General features: G+C 73.6%; 15 protein-coding genes and 1 pseudogene. 5 read left to right on the top strand and 11 right to left on the bottom strand.

Annotated features, from left to right (window positions below):
• Positions 1–11 precede the first annotated feature (11 nt).
• The 7 genes from KIT14_10415 to KIT14_10385 all read right to left on the bottom strand — a co-directional run bounded on the left by KIT14_10415 (position 12) and on the right by KIT14_10385 (position 6,607).
• A complete protein-coding gene (locus KIT14_10415) occupies positions 12–1,304 on the bottom strand; it encodes an RNA polymerase sigma factor (GenBank protein MCW5890954.1) in 1,293 nt (430 codons plus the stop codon).
• Positions 1,301–1,657 carry a dehydrogenase gene (locus KIT14_10410; protein MCW5890953.1) on the bottom strand — a complete coding sequence of 119 codons (357 nt, stop codon included), beginning with the start codon at positions 1,655–1,657 and terminating at the stop codon, positions 1,301–1,303. The genes KIT14_10415 and KIT14_10410 overlap by 4 nt, the downstream gene beginning before the upstream one ends.
• Before the next feature lie 13 nt (positions 1,658–1,670).
• Positions 1,671–2,039 carry a VOC family protein gene (locus tag KIT14_10405; protein ID MCW5890952.1) on the bottom strand — a complete coding sequence of 123 codons (369 nt, stop codon included), beginning with the start codon at positions 2,037–2,039 and terminating at the stop codon, positions 1,671–1,673.
• Between the two features lie 24 nt (positions 2,040–2,063).
• Positions 2,064–2,873 (bottom strand): DUF4184 family protein, encoded by an 810-nt coding sequence (locus KIT14_10400; GenBank protein ID MCW5890951.1) that lies wholly within the window; start codon positions 2,871–2,873, stop codon positions 2,064–2,066.
• A 61-nt stretch (positions 2,874–2,934) separates the two neighbouring features.
• A complete protein-coding gene (locus KIT14_10395; GenBank protein ID MCW5890950.1) occupies positions 2,935–3,951 on the bottom strand; it encodes a right-handed parallel beta-helix repeat-containing protein in 1,017 nt (338 codons plus the stop codon).
• 45 nt (positions 3,952–3,996) lie between these two features.
• Positions 3,997–5,421, bottom strand: coding sequence for an MFS transporter (locus KIT14_10390; protein ID MCW5890949.1), 1,425 nt, complete (start codon positions 5,419–5,421; stop codon positions 3,997–3,999).
• A gap of 46 nt (positions 5,422–5,467) precedes the next feature.
• Entirely contained in the window at positions 5,468–6,607 is a 1,140-nt protein-coding gene (locus tag KIT14_10385; GenBank protein ID MCW5890948.1) for an acyl-CoA dehydrogenase family protein, read from the bottom strand.
• Between the two features lie 174 nt (positions 6,608–6,781).
• Between KIT14_10385 and asnS the strand changes: the two genes are divergently transcribed.
• The 3 genes from asnS to KIT14_10370 all read left to right on the top strand — a co-directional run bounded on the left by asnS (position 6,782) and on the right by KIT14_10370 (position 9,160).
• Entirely contained in the window at positions 6,782–8,080 is a 1,299-nt protein-coding gene (gene asnS / locus KIT14_10380; protein MCW5890947.1) for an asparagine--tRNA ligase, read from the top strand.
• A gap of 46 nt (positions 8,081–8,126) precedes the next feature.
• Positions 8,127–8,600 carry a hypothetical protein gene (locus KIT14_10375; protein ID MCW5890946.1) on the top strand — a complete coding sequence of 158 codons (474 nt, stop codon included), beginning with the start codon at positions 8,127–8,129 and terminating at the stop codon, positions 8,598–8,600.
• A 122-nt stretch (positions 8,601–8,722) separates the two neighbouring features.
• Positions 8,723–9,160 (top strand): VOC family protein, encoded by a 438-nt coding sequence (locus KIT14_10370; GenBank protein ID MCW5890945.1) that lies wholly within the window; start codon positions 8,723–8,725, stop codon positions 9,158–9,160.
• Between the two features lie 53 nt (positions 9,161–9,213).
• On the opposite strand, the gene KIT14_10365 is transcribed toward KIT14_10370, so the two are convergent.
• Together KIT14_10365 and KIT14_10360 are read right to left on the bottom strand one after the other, a co-directional pair.
• Positions 9,214–10,146, bottom strand: coding sequence for an ornithine carbamoyltransferase (locus tag KIT14_10365; protein ID MCW5890944.1), 933 nt, complete (start codon positions 10,144–10,146; stop codon positions 9,214–9,216).
• Positions 10,147–10,195: 49 nt separating this feature from the next.
• Positions 10,196–10,741: a dihydrofolate reductase family protein gene (locus tag KIT14_10360; protein ID MCW5890943.1), complete on the bottom strand. Its 546-nt coding sequence runs from the start codon at positions 10,739–10,741 to the stop codon at positions 10,196–10,198.
• Between the two features lie 206 nt (positions 10,742–10,947).
• Here KIT14_10360 and KIT14_10355 point away from each other — a divergent pair.
• Both KIT14_10355 and KIT14_10350 read left to right on the top strand, forming a co-directional pair.
• Positions 10,948–11,831: pseudogene (locus tag KIT14_10355) on the top strand (glycerophosphodiester phosphodiesterase).
• Positions 11,832–11,868: 37 nt separating this feature from the next.
• Positions 11,869–13,482: a hypothetical protein gene (locus tag KIT14_10350; protein ID MCW5890942.1), complete on the top strand. Its 1,614-nt coding sequence runs from the start codon at positions 11,869–11,871 to the stop codon at positions 13,480–13,482.
• A gap of 56 nt (positions 13,483–13,538) precedes the next feature.
• Here KIT14_10350 and KIT14_10345 read toward each other — a convergent pair whose 3' ends face one another.
• Positions 13,539–14,900, bottom strand: a complete 1,362-nt coding sequence (locus KIT14_10345; GenBank protein ID MCW5890941.1) for a collagen-like protein — start codon at positions 14,898–14,900, stop codon at positions 13,539–13,541.
• 229 nt (positions 14,901–15,129) lie between these two features.
• A complete protein-coding gene (locus tag KIT14_10340) occupies positions 15,130–17,022 on the bottom strand; it encodes a tetratricopeptide repeat protein (GenBank protein ID MCW5890940.1) in 1,893 nt (630 codons plus the stop codon).
• Between the last annotated feature and the right edge of the window lie 7 nt (positions 17,023–17,029).

Here is a 17,029-nt window from a genome sequence, read left to right as displayed (position 1 = left end):
CGGCACACCGACTAGCGACGCATGGCCGCGGGCCGTGCCCGCGCCGCGGCGGCGTGCACGGCGGCACGCGCCCGCAAGAGATCGCGCTCGCGCCCGTTGCGGGTCAGCGACGCTGCGCGTTCGCACTCGGCGCGGGCCTCGTCGAAGCGTCCCAGCTTGGCGAGGAGGTCGCCGCGCACGCTCGGCAGGAGATGATAGCGGCGCAGCGCCGGGACGTCCGCGATGGCGTCGACGAGCGCCAGGCCCGCCGCCGGTCCCTCGGCCATGCCGACGGCGACGGCGCGGTTCAGCTCGACGACGGGCGACGGTGCCACCCGCGCGAGCGCGCCGTAGAGCGCGGCGATGCGCGCCCAGTCGGTCGCCTCCGCCGTCCGCGCCCGGGCATGACACGCGGCGATCGCCGCCTGGATCACGTAGGGCCCGGACGGCCGGCCGAGCGCTTCCGCACGCCCGAGCGCCGCCAGCCCGCGGCCGACGAGCAGCCGGTCCCAGCGCGCGCGATCCTGATCGAGCAGCAGCACCGGCTCCCCCGCCGGCGTGGTCCGCGCCCGGGCGCGCGACGCCTGGAGCTCCATCAGCGCGACGAGACCATGGACCTCGGCCTCGCCGGGCGCCAGCTCGGCGAGGATGCGCCCGAGGCGGAGCGCGTCCTCGCAGAGCGCGGGCCGCATCCAGTCCTCGCCCGCAGTCGCGGCGTAGCCTTCGTTGAAGACCAGGTAGACGACCTCGAGCACCGACGACAGCCGCGCGACGCGGTCGTCGCCGCGCGGGATCTCGAACGGTACCTGTCTCTCGGCGAGCGTGCGCTTGGCGCGCACGATGCGCTGCGCGATCGTCGCCTCGGGAACGAGAAACGCGCGCGCGATCTCGTCGGTGGTGAGTCCGCCGAGGAGCCGCAGCGTCAGCGCGACGCGCGCCTCGGTGGACAGGATCGGGTGGCAGGAGATGAAGACCAGGCGCAGCAGGTCGTCGCCGATGTCGTCGTCGACCGCGGCTTCGAGGTCGGGCGCGGTGCCCTCGAGCGCCGCCAGCTCGCGCCCGAGCTCCTCGTGCTTGCGCTCGAGCATCTGGCCGCGACGCAGGAGGTCGATGGCGCGATGCTTCGCCGTCGCCATGAGCCAGGCGCCCGGGTTGTCCGGGATGCCCGTCTCCGGCCAGCGCTCGAGCGCGACGACCAGCGCCTCCTGCGCGAGGTCCTCGGCGACGCCGACGTCGCGTACGATGCGCGTCAGCCCGGCGATCAGCCGGGCCGACTCGATCCGCCATACGGCGTTGATGGCAGCGCGGGCGTCGGCGTCGCTCACACCGCGCCTTCCCAGCAGGGGCCGATCTCGCGCACCTCGATCTCGGCCCACTCGACGGCGGGACACGCGCCGGCGATCTCGATCGCCTCTTCGCGGGTGGCGCAGTCGAGGAGGAAGTAGCCGCCGATCATCTCCTTGGTCTCGGCGAAGGGACCGTCGACGAGGCGCCGCGTGCCCGCGCGGACGCTCACCCGCACCGACTCCGTGCGCAGCGAGTCCCTCGCCAGCAGCAGCCCCCGCGCACGCAGGCCCTCGCCGAAGTGCGACATGCGGTCGTACGCGAGACGGCCCGCGGCGGCGGGACGGCGGCGGCGATCCTCGGTCTTCTCGACGACGAGCAGCATGAACGGCACGCCCGCCGCCTCCTCAGCCGAGACAGAACGCGTTCAGCTTGTTGCCGTCGAGGTCGCGGAAGTAGGCGGCGTAGAAGCCGGGGCCGCGGGGGCCCGGCCCGCCCTCGTCCTTGCCGCCGAGCGCGAGCGCCTTCGCGTGGATGCGGCCGACCTGTGCCTGGTCCTGCGCGAGCAGCGCGATCATGACGCCGTTGCCCACCGTCGCGGGCTTCTTGTCGAACGGCAGGATGATGCCGAACATCGGCGCGTCCGGTGCCGTGCCCCAGGCGACGAACGTCTCCATCTCCATGATGCGCTTCGCGCCCAGCTCTGCGAACAGGGCGTCGTAGAACGTGCCGGCGCGGGCGAGGTCGGCGACGCCGACCGTCGTATATCCGATCATGATGGGGCCCTCCTGGCCCCAGGGTTAAGCCCGATCGGGCCGGGTGGTGGAAGCCCGCTCGCGCGCGAGCGCGGCGACCCGCCAGCAGAGCGCAAGCGCGAGCGTCGCCGCCCCCGCCGCCTGGAGCGACGCCACCACCGCGCGCCGCAGGGGCAGCCGCAGGCCGACGAGGCTCCACTCGCTCGGCGGCGCCTGGAGGACGCCCGCGAGCGCGGCGAGCCCGAGCGCGGCGACCAGGACGACGAGCGCCGCGGTCTTCGCGCCCGGGGCGACGGCCGGTACCGCGGGCTGCGCGGCGGGCGTCGCCGCGGCAAGGCGGCGCCACGACCAACCGGCGAGCAAGCCGAGCCCCACCGCGGTGCTCGCGTGCTGGAGAAGCTTCCACACCGGGACGTCGAGCCCGCCCACGGTGCCGAGGTGCACGCGCAACCACGGGAAGAGCCGCGCGGGCAGCGTCGCGGCATGGGTGAACGCGTCCCACACGACGTGCGTCGCGGCGCCGAGCGCCAGCGCCAGGACGAGCACGATCGGCGACACCGCCGGCACCCCGGGACGCACCGGCGGCAGCCGCGCCTGCACCCAGCGCGGCAGCAACGCGACCACGGGCACCTTCAGCACGAGGTGGAACACCAGCCAGGCGACGAGCCCGACCGGGACGCAGAACCACGCGAGGCCCGCCAGCGAGTGGCTCGCCGGTTGCGACACGCGCAGCGGCAGGAAGTACACCGCGTCGGGCGTGAGGCTGCCGATCACGAGCGCGGAGAGCACGGCCTGTCGGCCGAAGAGCCGGCGCAGCGGCACCGCGGCGGCGGGATGGGCGAGCGTGAAGGGCACGCGCGCCGCATGATGCCGGGGCTTCGCGTCGACGAAAAGCCGGACGCCCGCATGGCACGTGCTACGGGTCGGTGCCCGGCCCCTCGAGGCAGCGGCCGAAGCGGACGACGTCCTGGTCGGCGTGCGGCCCGCCGGCGTACGTCTCGTCGCGCGCGACGTTCGGCACGAAGCCGGGCCTCGTGCACGGCGCGGCGGCGTCGGGTGCGAGGATGAACGTGCGCCGGTTCCCGGCGAAGACGTCGTCCGTGAACGTGTTGCCGGCGCTCATGCTGCCGTCCCAGCAGCGCACCCGGCCCGGCTCGCGGTCGCGCACCGCGCAGGTGAGGAACACGCCGGCGTTGGTGTTGCCCTCGAAGCGGTTCGCCTGGAAGCGGTTGCGATACGAGTCCGACAGATAGACGCCGTGCGCGCGGTTGTCGCGGATCAGGTTGCGCGCCACGACGCTGTCCTCGAGGTGCTCGGCGGTGATGCCCGCCGCGGTGTTGTCGCGCACGACGTTGCCGACGATGCGCGCGCGGGCGGTCCGGTTGAGCGCGATGCCGTCCCAGGTCGAGCCGGCGATGGTGCAGTCCTCGACGAGCAGCTCCTGCGTATCGTGCTCGGTGACGATGCAGGCGCTGCGGCACGCTTCGACGTCGAGCCCGCGCAGCGTCGTGCGCAGCCCGGTGCGGATCACGACGGCGCTGTTGCTGAGATAGGGGAACGCCGCCGCGAACTCGCTGTCGCCCGCGCCGCTGCCGACGATGCGCAGGCGCTCGAGCGCGACGTCGGCGGTCGGGCGCGCCGGGATCCGGCGGGTATGGTCGCCGACGATGACGACGGGCGCCTGCACGCCGCCGGCGAGGCGCAGCACGGTCGCGGTCCCCTCGCCCCGCAGCGTCACCCGATCGCGCGTGATCGCGAGCGGGCCCGGCAGCGCGAACTCGCCGGGCCCGAGGCAGAGCGTGCCGCCGCCCCGGCCGAGACGCGCGACCGCGCCCTGGACGTCGTCGCCGGGACGCAGCCGCCGCGCGCAGTCGTCGGCCGCTCGGACCGACGCTAGGAGCAGCGCCACCAGGACGAGCACGAGGGGTCGCACGCGACGATCCTCGGCGCCGCGGCGCAGGCATGCAACGGCCCCGGCTCACGGCGCTCGATCGAGCAGCTCGTCGTTCAGGGCCTCGAGCGAGCGCCGCTCCGCCGGCACCGCCCAGGCCCACGCCGCCAACGCCGCGAGCCCCATCAGCGCGGCGCCCGTGAGATAGCCGACGAAGACGCGCGCCGCGCTGCCGCTCTCGACGAGATGCGCGAAGTACGTCGGCGCCAGCACGCCGCCCGCGCCGGTGCCGACCGCGAAGAAGAGCGCGATGGCGGTGGCGCGCAGCTCGACGGGGAAGAGCTCGCTCACGGTGAGGTACGCCGAGCTGGCCGCGGCCGACGCCACGAAGAAGCAGGCCGACCAGGCGAGCGTCTGCGTCGTCGCCGTGAGCAGCCCGGCCTGGAACGCCCAGCCCGTCGCAGCGAGGAGCACGCCCGACGTCCCGTAGCACAGCGTGATCATCGGGCGCCGCCCGACGACGTCGAACAGCCGCCCGAGGAGCAGGGGCCCGAGGAAGTTCCCCGCCGCGAACGGCAGCAGGTACCACCCCGCGTGCGACGGCGGCACGCCGTGGAAGCGCGTCAGCACGAGCGCGTACGTGAAGAAGATGGCGTTGTAGGCGAACGCCTGCGCGAACATGAGGGTCACGCCCAGGTACGAGCGCGTGCGGAAGCGCGACAGCAGGACGCGCGCGATGTGCCCGTAGCCGACGGTGCCGAGCGCCCGCATCTCGACCGCCGGCGGCGGCGGCCCCAGGCGCGCGGGATCGCCGATCACCGCGCGCTCGATGGCGGAGACGATCGCCTCGGCCTCGGCGACGCGCCCGTGCAGGATGAGCCAGCGGGGGCTCTCGGGCAGGTGCCGGCGGATCAGGATGATCGCGAGCCCGAGCACGGCGCCGAGCGAGAACGCGAGGCGCCAGCCGAGCGCGGGCGGGATCAGCCGCTCGTCGAGCAGCACGATGCTGAGCAGCGCGCCCAACGCCGCGCCGAGCCAGTACGAGCCGTTGATGGCGAGGTCGGCGTGGCCGCGCACGCGTGCGGGCAGCAGCTCGTCGATGGCGGAGTTGATCGCGGCGTACTCGCCGCCGATGCCGGCGCCGGTCAGCGCGCGCATGAGCGCGAACGACCATGGACCCGTCGTGCACGCCGTCAGCAGCGTCGCCACGAGGTAGACGCCGAGCGTGACGAGGAAGAGCCGCTTGCGCCCGTAGCGGTCGCTCAGGCGCCCGAAGACGAGCGCCCCGCCGATGGCGCCGGCGAGGTACGCGCTCGCCGCGAAGCCCACCTGCGTGTCGGTGAGCGCGAGCGTATCCGCCTTCGTGAGCACGCTCGCGACCGCGCCGACGATCGTCACCTCGAGCCCGTCGAGGATCCACGTGATCCCGAGTGCGACGACGACCCGCCAGTGCCAACGCCCGAACGGCAGCCGGTCGAGCCGCGCCGGCAGATTCGTGCGCAGCGTCGTCACCGCACCCCAGTCGAGCGCAGCCGGCCCCGCAGGCCAAGACCCGCTCCTACAGGCCCAGCTCGCGCGCGATGATCACCTGCTGGATCTCGCTCGTGCCCTCGGTGATGGTCATGAGGCGCGCGTCGCGCCAGTAGCGCTCGACGGGGAACTCGGTGATGTAGCCGTAGCCGCCGAAGACCTGCATCGCCTCCCAGGTGACGTGCTGGGCGACCTCCGAGCAGAAGAGCTTCGCCATCGCCGCCTCGCGCATGCAGGGGCCGCGGTCGAAGAGCCAGGCGGCGCGCCACATCGTGAGACGGGCGTGCTCGACGTCCATCGCCATGCGCGCGAGCTTGAAGCGGATGGCCTGGAACTTGGCGATCTTCTGGCCGAACTGCTCGCGCTCTTTGGCATAGGCGAGCGCCGCTTCGAGGGCCGCCTGCGAGACCCCGCACGAGCGCGCCGCGTGCGTGATGCGGCCGCCCTCGAGCGCGCCCGTCACCTGCTTGAAGCCGCCCTCGACGCCGCCGAGGAGCGCCGTCGCCGGCACGCGCAGGTCCTCGAACGTGAGCGCCGCGGTCTCCGAGGTGTGGTGGCCGGCCTTCTTGAGCTTGCGCGAGACGACGAAGCCCGGCGTCTTCGTGTCGACGACGAACGTGCTGATGCCGTCGCCGCGCCGCGAGCGGTCGGTGTACGCGGCGATGAGGCAGTAGTCGGCGATGGTGCCGTTGGTGATGAACATCTTCGCGCCGTTGATCACGTAGTGGTCGCCGTCGCGCACGGCGGTGCTGCGGATCGAGGCGGCGTCGGAGCCCGAGTTGGGCTCGGAGAGCCCCCAGCAGCCGAGCTTCTCGCCGCGCAGCGCAGGTCCGAGATACTGCTCCTTCTGCCCCTCGGTGCCGAACTTCATGAGCGGCAGGCAGCCGAGGCCGACGTGGGCGAGCAGCGCCGCGGCGAAGCCGCAGTTGACGCGCGCGATCTCCTCGATGAGGAGGCAGCGCATCACCATGTCGCCGCCGCTGCCGCCGATCTCCTCGGGGTAGCCGACGCCGAGGTAGCCGAGCCGGCCCAGCTCGCGGAACTGGTCCATCGGGAACTGCTCGCGCGCCTCCAGCTCCTCGACGAACGGCGCCAGCGACTTCTCGGCGAAGCTCCGGACCGCGGCCCGAAAGGCTTCCTGCTCTTCGCTCAGGGTGAATCCCAGCATGGCGGCGGACCCTAGCAAAAGCCACTCGGCCGGAGCCAGGGATGCGGGCTCGGGCGCGAAGGGGCGCGGCGCACGCACGCCGCCGCTCACCGCCGGCGTGCGTCACGACCGGGGCGAGCCCGCAACCCGCCGCGCGCCGATGCCATCCGCCGGCGCCTCTGCTACATGCCGGCCATGGCGAACGCGGTGCGGGTGGAGAACATCGGGGAGCACACCGGGGAGACGGTCACGCTCCAGGGCTGGCTCGCCGCGCGACGCTCGAGCGGCAGGATCCACTTCCTCCAGGTCCGCGACGGCAGCGGCACGATCCAGTGCGTGATGGGCAAGCAGGACGTCCCGCCGGAGACCTTCGCCCTCGCCGACCACCTGCCGCAGGAGACCGCGCTCGCGGTCACCGGCAGCGTGCGCGCCGACGCACGCTCCCACCTCGGCTTCGAGCTCGGCGTCAGCGACCTGCGCATCCTGCACCGCCCCGCCGACGAGTTCCCGATCAGCCCGAAGGACCACGGCACCGCGTTCCTGCTCGAGCACCGCCACCTGTGGCTGCGCTCGAGCCGCCAGCACGCCGTGCTGCGCATCCGCGCCGAGGTGATCCGCGCCTGCCGCGAGTACCTCGACGAGCACGGCTTCCTCGGCTTCGACGCCCCGATCCTCACGCCCGCGGCGTGCGAGGGCACGAGCACGCTCTTCCCCGTCGACTACTTCGGGGAGCCGGCCTACCTCACGCAGAGCGGCCAGCTCTACGGCGAGGCCGGCGCGCTCGCGTTCGGCAAGGTCTACGTCTTCGGGCCGACGTTCCGCGCCGAGAAGTCGAAGACGCGCCGGCATCTCACCGAGTTCTGGATGGTCGAGCCCGAGATGGCGTTCGCCGGCCTCGACGAGGACATGGACCTGGCCGAGGACTTCCTCTGCCACGTCGTCACGCGCGTGCTCGAGCGCCGCCGGCCGGAGCTGCACGTGCTCGAGCGCGACACCGCCGCGCTCGAGAAGATCCGCAAGCCGTTCCCGCGCATCACCTACGACGAGGCGCTCGCGCTGCTCGCGGCCCAGGGCGTCACCGTGCCGTGGGGCGACGACTTCGGCGCCGAGGCCGAGACCACGCTGTCGCAGCAGTTCGACCGCCCGGTGATGGTCCACCGCTACCCGATGGCGGTGAAGGCCTTCTACATGAAGCAGGATGCCGCCGACCCGCGCCTCGCCCTGTGCGTCGACGTGCTCGCGCCCGAGGGCTACGGCGAGGTCATCGGCGGCGGCCAGCGCGAGGACGACCTCGCCGTGCTCGAGGCGAAGATCGCCGAGCACGAGCTGCCGCGCGAGGCCTTCGCCTGGTACCTCGACCTCCGTCGCTTCGGCTCGGTGCCGCACGCGGGCTTCGGCATGGGCATCGAGCGCTGCGTGACCTGGCTCTGCGGCCTGCACCACGTGCGCGAGACCATCCCGTTCCCGCGGCTGCTCGAGCGTCTGCGGCCGTAGCCGCGTCCTTGACCCCCTCCGGGGGCGCACATAAACCCGGCGGTCGATGCATCGACGCGGGTCGCTTCCGATCGTGCTCGTCGCGTGCCTCCTGCTCGCGGCCTCCGCCGGCACGGCGGACGCGCAGACCGCCCGGCGCGCCGCGGCCACCACCGCGAAGCCCGCGCCCACCGCCGCGCCGAGCCCGGAGCAGCGCCTGCTGACCCAGATGGCCGACCATCAGAAATGGGTCGGCGAGCAGGTGTGGGGCATCAAGGAGGGCGTCGACGCGGTGCCCGGCCTGGTCGCCGACATGAAGGATCAGATCACCGCGAACCAGGAGCAGATCACGAAGGCCCGTGAAGAAGTGAAGGGCCTCTACGTCGAGCTGTCGAGCCTGCGCCAGCAGCTCGCGCAGCTGAGGGACGACGTCGCGAGCGTCAACGACAACGTCTCGGGCTTCCGCACCTTCGCCGGCTTCTTCATCGCGGCGATGCTGCTGCTCCTGGTAGTGATCTTCGCGATGGTCGTCCGCCGCTGATTCGACGTCGCCGCGCTGGGACGGGCGGCGGCGGGCCGAAGCCTCCCGGCCGCAACGGGGCTTTGCGCACCGGTCCGTCCGTCCTAGGCTGAGTGGCATCCCCGACCCGGAGGAGCGCCCGCATGGCCGTCCGCCTGAATCACACCATCGTCAGCGCGAAGGACCGCGACGGGTCCGCGCTGTTCCTCGCCGAGATGCTCGGCCTGCCGTCCCCGCAGCTGCTCGGGCCGTTCGCCATCGTCCAGGTCGGCGACACCTCGCTCGACTTCCTCGCCGACGACGGCACCATCGCCGCCCAGCACTACGCGTTCCTCGTGAGCGAAGCCGAGTTCGACGCGATCTTCGCGCGCATCCAGGAGCGCGGCCTCCCGTACTGGTCCGACCCCCACCGGCAGCATCCGAACCAGATCAACACGTGGGACGACGGCCGCGGCGTCTACTTCCCGGATCCGAACGGCCACCTGCTCGAGGCCATCACGCGTCCGTACGGCAGCGGCGGCACGACGGCCGCGAACCCGAATCCGCTCGTGATGCGGCGGGTGGAGCCGGGCTCGGGCTGACGGCGGCTCGCCACCAGGCAGGGGGTTTCGAGCCCGACCCGGACGGCGAACGATCAGCGACGGTCGACGTCCGAAACGGCTCCGGTGTCGAGGGCGACGCGCTCCAGGATCGCGTTCTGCACGTGCAGCAGCCGCTCCTTGGCGGCGGGGCTCTCGCAGCGCGGCGACGACATCGCGGCGGCCGTGACCTCCTCGCCACGGGTGACCGGCGGGCACGGCAGGAACACGCCGTCGTCGCGCAGGCGCTCCAGGTGGCGCACGTCGATGCGGTACGGCCGGAAGGCGCGCGCCACGTCGTCCCGCGTCTCCCCGGGCCGAGACGAGGGCCAGCAGTCGGTGTAGATCACGTCCACGTCGCGGAGCGCGTCGTCGAGGTCGTGCGACACCGCGAGCGTGCCGGCGGCGCCCGCACGCAGCTCGGCGAGCAGCGCGGGCGCGGTCTCGTATCCGGGCGGGCACACCTGCACCACGCGGATCGGCAGGATCGACGCCGCCTCGAGCCAGCTCGTGCCGATGTTCGACGCGGGGCCGACGTAGGCCACCGCGAGACCGTCCAGCGTGCCGCGCCGCCGGCGGAGGTGCAGAAGGTCGCCCAGGATCTCGCACGGATGTCCCTCGGCGGTGCGCCCGTTGACGACCGGCAGGCGCTCGGACGCGGCCAGACGCACGAGATCCGCGTGTCCCCACGTGCGCACGACGAGGACGTCGAACCAGTTGGCGAGGTACGCGGCGACGTCGTCGACCGGCTCCGGGGCGCCGACCTCGCCGGGCATGTAGGCGACGATGGCGCCCATCGCCTGCGCTCCCAGCTCGAACGCGAGCCGATTGCGGAAGCCGCCGTCCGGGAACCACAGGGCGACGCGAACGCCGGCGAGACTCTGCGGCATGCGGTCGTCGCGCCACAGGGCGCTCAACACGTCGGCCCGGTCGAGCGTCTCGACGGCGCGCGCGGCGCCCCAGTCCCGTAACGAGAGGAAGTGCAGCATCGCGGCCCCCGCGGGCCGAGCGCTATCACCCGACCGTCCGGCGCACCACTCACGCGGAACGGTAGACGCACGCGATCGCGCCGCAGGGAAACCGCGTCGTCCCGACCAGCGCGAGCCGCTGCGGGACCCGCTGCGGCGCGAACAGAGGCAGCCCGGCGCCGAGGACGACGGGATGGACGAGGAGCCGGTACTCGTCGACCAGCCCGGTCGCCGCGAGGGCCTGGAAGAACCGCGACCCGCCGTGGGCCAGGACGTAGCCGCCCGGCTCGGCCTTCAGCCGGCGCACCTCCTCGGCCATGTCGCCGGCCGCGACCCGCACCTCGCCCCACGGCGTGTCGATGGGCGAGCGCGCGAAGACGACCTTCGGCACGTCGTTCATGGGCGGGGCGTAGGCCTCGTCCGAGGTCGGCCAGTGGGCCGCCATGTCGCGGTAGGTGACCGCCCCCATGGCGTGCGTGCCCGCTCCGGCGAGGGTCGCGACCGTGTCGCGCACGGCCGCCTCGTCCATGCTGTCGAAGACCCACTCCACCGCCCCGTCCGGGCCGCCGACGAAGCCGTCGACGGACAGGTGTGCTCTGACGATCAGCTCGCGCATTGCCGTCCTTTCCCGCGGGGAGCATCCCGCTCGGGACGACGACGAAGGAGGTCAGCGCGGATCGACATCGCGCGGGGCCTGCGGGCGCCGCTCGCCGAGGGCGTCCCCGCAACCGTGTAGCGTGCCGGCGTACGCGCAGGTGGACCGGGCGCACGGACCCCGGCTATGCGTGCCCCGTGCGACCCCCGGTCACGACGCTCGTCCTCATGCTGCTCGCGGGGCTCGTCGTGCCCGCCGCGGCGGTCGTGAACATCGGCCACCGCGGCGCCTCGGCCTACGCGCCCGAGCACACCCTGCCGGCCTACGACATGGCGCTGGCGATGGGCGCCGACTACATCGAGCAGGACCTCCAGCTGACGAGCGACGGCGTCCTCGTCGTGCTGCACGACGACACGCTCGACCGCACCGCACGCGGCCCGGCCGATGCCTGCACCGGCCCGGTCGCGACGAAGACCCTCGCGCAGCTCGCGACCTGCGACGTCGGCACCTGGTTCAACGAGCGCTACCCCGACCGCGCCAGGCCCGAGTACGTGGGCTTGCGCATCCCCACGCTCGAGGAGGTCTTCCGGCGCTACCGGCGGCGCGCGAGCTACTACATCGAGACCAAGAGCCCCGACACCGCGGATCGCATGGAGGAACGCCTGCTCGCCCTGCTCCGCCGCCATCGCCTGCTGCGTCCCGCACGCCGCTGGCGCGTGCTGATCCAGTCGTTCAGCCCGGCGAGCCTCCAGCGCCTGCATGCGCTGGAGCCGTCGCTGCCCCTCGTCCAGCTCGTGCCGCTCGTGCCGGCGGCGACGCGCGATCGGGTGCTGGACGACGTCGCGGGGTACGCCGTCGGCGTCGGCGCGATCGCGTCCACGGTCGACGCGTCGCTGGTCGCGGCCGCGCACGTGCGCTGCCTCGCCATGCATCCCTACACGGTGGACGACCCCGGCGAGATGGCGACCCTGCTCGCGGCGGCGTCGACGGCCTGTTCACGAACACGCCCGACCGGCTGGACACGGCGCTCGGCACCGGGGCGCTGAAGGCGAAGCGCGCCGTCCGTCGTGCGCTGAATGCACGGAAGTCGTGTCTGAAACGCCGTCGCTGACTTGACCCTTCCCGCGGCCATGTGGGACGCGCTTCCCGTGCTCCGATCCTGGCCGCTCCTCGCCGCGGCGCTGCTGCTGTCGTCCAGCGCACTCGCCGCGCCCACGGTCTCGTTCGAGTCGGATCGACTCGGCCATCTCTTCGTGCGCGGCGAGACGCCGGTCCTGCGCGTCACCGTTCGTGCCGACGAGAGCGGCTTCCGCGGCACGCTGCGCCTGCAGGCGCTCGACGCGTACGGCCGCCGCGCAGGTCGGCTCGGGACGTTCGTCGCGCTCGAGCCCTCCGCCGCGATGACGCACGAGCTCGTGCTGCGCACGAAGCGGCTCGGGTACTTCGCGGTGTCCGCCACGCTGGCCCGGCGCGGGCAGCGGCACACGGCGCACACCAGTGCCGCGCTCGTGCCGCCACCGCCCGCGACGCCCGCGCTCGACTCGGCGGTCGGCTACTACGTCTATCCCGGCGAGGACGCGGTCGCGGAGGCGCCACGCATCGCCGCGCAGATGCGCCTGCTCGGCATTCGCTGGGTGCGCTTCACGTTCAACTGGTGGCGCGACACGCGCGGCGTGCCGCCGTCGCGCGCCAGCCCGCGCTGGCTCGACTCGACGGCTTACGAACGATGGGTCGACGCCTTCCGCGCCGAGGGCATCGAGGTGCTGGCGACGCTCTTCGGCACCGCGCGCTGGGCCTCGTCGACGACGGACGACGTTCCCGTCGCCGGCATCCCGCGCTGGGGCATCGTCGCGCCGCGTGATCTCGGCGACTGGCTCCACATGGTACGCCTCCTCGCCGGGCGCCTCGCCGGCCGCGTGCGTCACTGGGAGATATGGAACGAGCCGGACATTCCGCAGTTCTGGCAGTCGTCGGCGGGCGAGTTCGCGACGCTCGTCCGCCAGACGGCGCAGGTCCTGCGCGACGTCGACCCCGACGCGCGCGTGGTCCTCAACTTCGTTCCGGACACGGCCGAGCTCGATCCGTTCGAGGCCGAGGTGCTGGCGTCGACGAGTGACCTGCTCGACGTCGTCGGCTGGCACTACGGCCACGCCGAGTCGGTCGCCCTGGCGCACCAGTTCCTCCCCGCGATGCGTCCCGGCGCCGCGATCTGGGACACCGAGGCCCTGGGCGCGCCGCGCCGCCACGTCTCCCGCTGGCTCGAGCAACGCGCCGCCGGCGCGGAGCGCATCTTCCCGTTCGTCTACCGCCTGCCCTTCGACGACGCGGGCAGCGGCTGGGAGCGCTTCGGCATGTACCCGGTGAACCTCGACTACACGCCGCGCTCCGACGCCGTGGCGCTGCGCACGCTGAGCGACCTGGTCGGCGACGCGCCGGCGATCACGCGCGAGTCGGCCGGGCTCGGCTACGCGGCGTTCGCCGCGTCCGGCACGTGCTGCGCGGGGACGGTGGTGCTGGCCGACATGAACCAGCTCGGACCGACCTGGGCCGGGCCGCGCGCCGGGGCGCGTCTTCTCGTGGAGGTGCCGAAGGACGTGCGGCGGCTCGTCGTCACGGACCTCATGGGGAACGACACGACGCTGCGGGTACGGCGCGGGCGGGCGCGCCTGCGCCTCACGGGGGTGGCGGTGTTCCTGCGCGCCCAGGCGCCGGCGACGTTGACCTCGGTGCGCGTGGTGCGGGCGCGCGCGGGACGCCGATAGGCCGCGCGCGCGGCGGCGCCGGGGCGAGGTACAGCCCCGGCGCCGCCGGCATGCGCTCAGCTCAGCGACAGCAGCAGGCTGAACTTCACCCAGAAGATGTCGAGCAGCCCGTTGTGCGTCATCTCGACCTGGACCAGGTCGTTGTCGGTGATGAACACTTGATCGATCATGTTCGTGCAGGTGTCGCCCGGCGGCGGGCCGATCGTGCAGGCGAGCGACGTCGACAGGCCGTTCACGTAGACCGTGAAGAAGAGCGTGCCGACCAGGCGCGGCAGGACGTCGTCGACCACCACCGCCTGAAGGCTGTGCAGCGTGCCCGCCCGTAGCGGCAGAGCCGAGCGCTCGCTGCTGAGGCTGTAGCTGAGACCGAACGGCGCCATGTAGACGGGCGTGTCGCCGAGGGTGAGGTCGATCGAGCTGCCGCCGGCGAGCACCTGGCTGGTGACGCCCGTCGCGCCGGTGGGGCCGGCGTCGCCGGTGGGGCCCGTCGGGCCGATGTCGCCGGTCGCGCCCGTCGGGCCGGTGTCACCCGTGGGACCCGTCGGACCGATGTCGCCGGTCGCGCCGGTGTCACCGGTCGCGCCCGTCGGGCCGGTGTCACCCGTGGGGCCCGTCGGGCCGATGTCGCCGGTCGCGCCGGTGCTACCCGTGGGGCCCGTCGGGCCGATGTCGCCGGTCGGACCGGTGCTACCCGTCGCGCCGGTCGGACCGCTCTCGCCCGTCGGGCCAGTGTCGCCGGTCGGGCCTGTGGGACCTGTCGGGCCGGTCGAACCGGTGGCGCCCGTCGGGCCTGTTGGGCCGGCATCGCCGGTCGGGCCGGTGTCGCCCGTCGCGCCGGTCGGGCCGCTCTCACCCGTCGCACCGGTCGGGCCGGCCTCGCCCGTGGGACCCGTGGCGCCTGTCGTGCCCGTCGCGCCCGTGGGACCGGTCGGGCCGGGCACGCCCTCGGCCGTCGACTCATAGACGATGAGCAGCTGGGGCGGCGGTAGCTCGCCCGAGGCACTGCCGAAGGAGGTCACCGGGCCCTTGAGGCCGCCGCGGTACTTGCGGGATCCGCCGGTCTGCACGAAGCGGCGCGGGTTCGGACGACAGCTGCGGCTCGCCGCCGCCTGCACCGCGACCCCGGTGTTCGTCGACGGATCGGCGACCCACGCCTGCACGGTGGCGGTCAGATCCCAGGTGATGGTCTGCGACACCGCGTCGTACACGCCCGCGGCGGCGATCTCCGGATCGGTGGCCGGGATCGGCGGCAGCGCCTCCGGCGACCACGGGCCGAGGAGGCGATGGACGGTCCAGTTCGGCAGCGACGCCGGGACGCGGCCGACGTGCAGCCGGAGCTGCGCCACGGAGACCGTCGTGCCCTCGGTGAGGGGCGGCACGGGGAACTGGAGGAGCGCGGAGTACGGATCGCACACCATGAGGAGGTGGGGCGCGTACTTCCACGGCGCCGTCGCGTCGACCGTGACGCTGCCCGTCGCCCCCAGCTCGCTCACCACCGTCACGCCGTGGGCTCGCCCCGCGAGCACTACCAGCGCCAACACCACCACCCCGAGCCTCGTCCGCACACACCCCATCGACACCTCCACACGCGCCCGAGCAGGCGGCGTAGCGTCCACCGTCGGGGCCAAGGGCGCGAGTGTCAAGCTATTAGCGTCGCGCGGACTCGCTCCCCTCGGACAACGCTGCCGGTGCGGAGGCGAGCGAAGCCGTATCGCCGATGGCCTGCGCCATCGGCACGAAGCGGTTCCACGCCGTCCGCGCCGCTTCGACCTGGCCGTCGGCCAGCAGCGCAACGGCGAGCTGGTAGTGGGCGCCGTAGTGCGTCGGCATCAGCGCGAGCACGCTGCGGAAGCGCGGCACGGCGCGGGACGGGTTGCGAAGCCGCCACGCGTAGAGGAGTCCGGCGCGCATGAAGGCGTCGGCGTTCGTGGGGTCGGCGGCGATGGCGCGCTCCCAGGCCCCCGCCGCTTCCGCCCAGTCCGCGCGGCCCTCGAGCAGGCGCGCCTGTGCACGCCAGGCTTCGGCGTGGACGGCGTCCAGCTCGGTCACGCGACGATACGCGGCGAGCGCCTCGTCGGCGCGGCCCAGCCGCTCGAGCGCGGCGGCTCGGTACTGCTGGGCGAGGGCCAGACGCGGCTGGCAGCGGACGGCGTCGTCGGCCCAGCGCAGCGACCCGGCGAGGTCGCCGGCGCGCACGTCGAGCGCGCTCAGGTTCATCTGCACGTAGGCGTAGCAGGGCGACAGCCGATGCGCCTCGAGCAGCATGCGCCGCGCCTCGGCGTCCAGCCCGCGCCCCATCGCGGCGTGCCCGGCGTTCAGCCAGGCGCGCGTGTTGGCGGGCGCCTTCGCGACGGCGTCCTGCCAGAGCGCGAAGTCGTCCTGGTAGACGCGGTTGCGCACGTGCGTCGCGGTGCCGAGCCCGAGGGCGAGCAGCGCCACGGCGACGGCGAACGGCCGCCGCCGCCCGCCGGCCAACGCCCAGAGCGCGAGCGCGCTCAGCGTGCCGAAGCCGAGCATCGCGAGGTACGGCCGGTGCTCGTTGACAGCCTCGGCGAGGGGCACGAAGCTCGACTCGGGCGCCAGCGTGACGACGATCCACAGCGCCGCGAACAGGGCCGCCGGCCGGCGCCGTCCCGCGCGCCACGCGGCGACGCCGAGCCCGCCCAGGACGAGGAGGCTGCCCCACGCACGCGGCTCGAGGACGGAGCGCGTCCAGGCGTAGTCGACGCGATCGATCACCAGCGCGTCGGGCCATACCCACAGGCGCAGGTAGTAGAGCAGCGCCGACCACTGCGTCATGAAGTACGTCCACGGCCCGACGTCGGCCTGGCGCGCGGTCTCGAGCACCCACGGCGGCAGCAGCAGCGCGCGGTACGCGATCCCGCCGACCGCGACCGCCGCGAGCGCGCCGACGAGCCCCCACGGCACGCGCCGCCGGTCGAGGCGCGCGTGCAGCAGGACGACCAGCGGCAGCGGCAGCGCGATCGACTTGGTGAGCATCGCCGCGGCGGCGAGCAGCACGCTGGCGGCGCGCCGCCCGCGCACCGCGGCGTCGAAGGCACCGAGGTAGCAGACGGCCGTCAGCAGCGCGGAGCGCGACGAGAGGTAGTTCGCCGGCTCGGAGTTGAGCGGATGCAGCGCGACGAGCAGCGCCGCGGCCGCGCCCACCGGCGGCCCCGCATCGCCGAGCCAGAGGTGGTCGCGCACGACGCGGTAGAGGAGCACGCACGCGAGCCAGTGCAGCAGCAGGCTCGTCGCGTGCCAGCTCCAGGTGTCGGCGCCCGACACCGCCCAGTTGAGGGCGAAGGTCGTGACCAGCAGCGGGCGGAGATCCTTGTTCTCGCGCAGGATCGTCGTCGTGTCGGGGTCGACGAAGAAGCGCGGGACGTTGGCGAGGCTGCGGAGATGGGGGTTCCGCTCCAGGGTGTGCCAGTCGTCGAAGACGAACGGTCCGTGGAGCGCGTTGGCGTAGGTCGTCGCGATGACGATCGCGAGCAACGCCGGAACGCCCCAACGCTCCACCACACCACCACCCCGCATGCGAGGT

It is taken from the genome of bacterium, from assembly GCA_026129405.1.
Classification (GTDB): Bacteria; Desulfobacterota; Binatia; order DP-6; family DP-6; genus JAHCID01.
The sequence above is the reverse complement of the archived record's forward strand: the minus strand, read 5'-3'. Positions and strand labels throughout refer to the sequence as shown.

Coding starts and splice junctions, on each gene's coding strand:
- KIT14_10405 (MCW5890952.1), bottom strand. CDS start 2,039: ATGATCGGATATACGACGGTCGGCGTCGCCGACCTCGCCCGCGCCGGC.
- KIT14_10385 (MCW5890948.1), bottom strand. CDS start 6,607: ATGCTGGGATTCACCCTGAGCGAAGAGCAGGAAGCCTTTCGGGCCGCG.
- asnS (MCW5890947.1), top strand. CDS start 6,782: ATGGCGAACGCGGTGCGGGTGGAGAACATCGGGGAGCACACCGGGGAG.
- KIT14_10375 (MCW5890946.1), top strand. CDS start 8,127: ATGCATCGACGCGGGTCGCTTCCGATCGTGCTCGTCGCGTGCCTCCTG.
- KIT14_10370 (MCW5890945.1), top strand. CDS start 8,723: ATGGCCGTCCGCCTGAATCACACCATCGTCAGCGCGAAGGACCGCGAC.
- KIT14_10365 (MCW5890944.1), bottom strand. CDS start 10,146: ATGCTGCACTTCCTCTCGTTACGGGACTGGGGCGCCGCGCGCGCCGTC.
- KIT14_10360 (MCW5890943.1), bottom strand. CDS start 10,741: ATGCGCGAGCTGATCGTCAGAGCACACCTGTCCGTCGACGGCTTCGTC.
- KIT14_10345 (MCW5890941.1), bottom strand. CDS start 14,900: ATGGTGTGCGATCCGTACTCCGCGCTCCTCCAGTTCCCCGTGCCGCCC.
- KIT14_10340 (MCW5890940.1), bottom strand. CDS start 17,022: ATGCGGGGTGGTGGTGTGGTGGAGCGTTGGGGCGTTCCGGCGTTGCTC.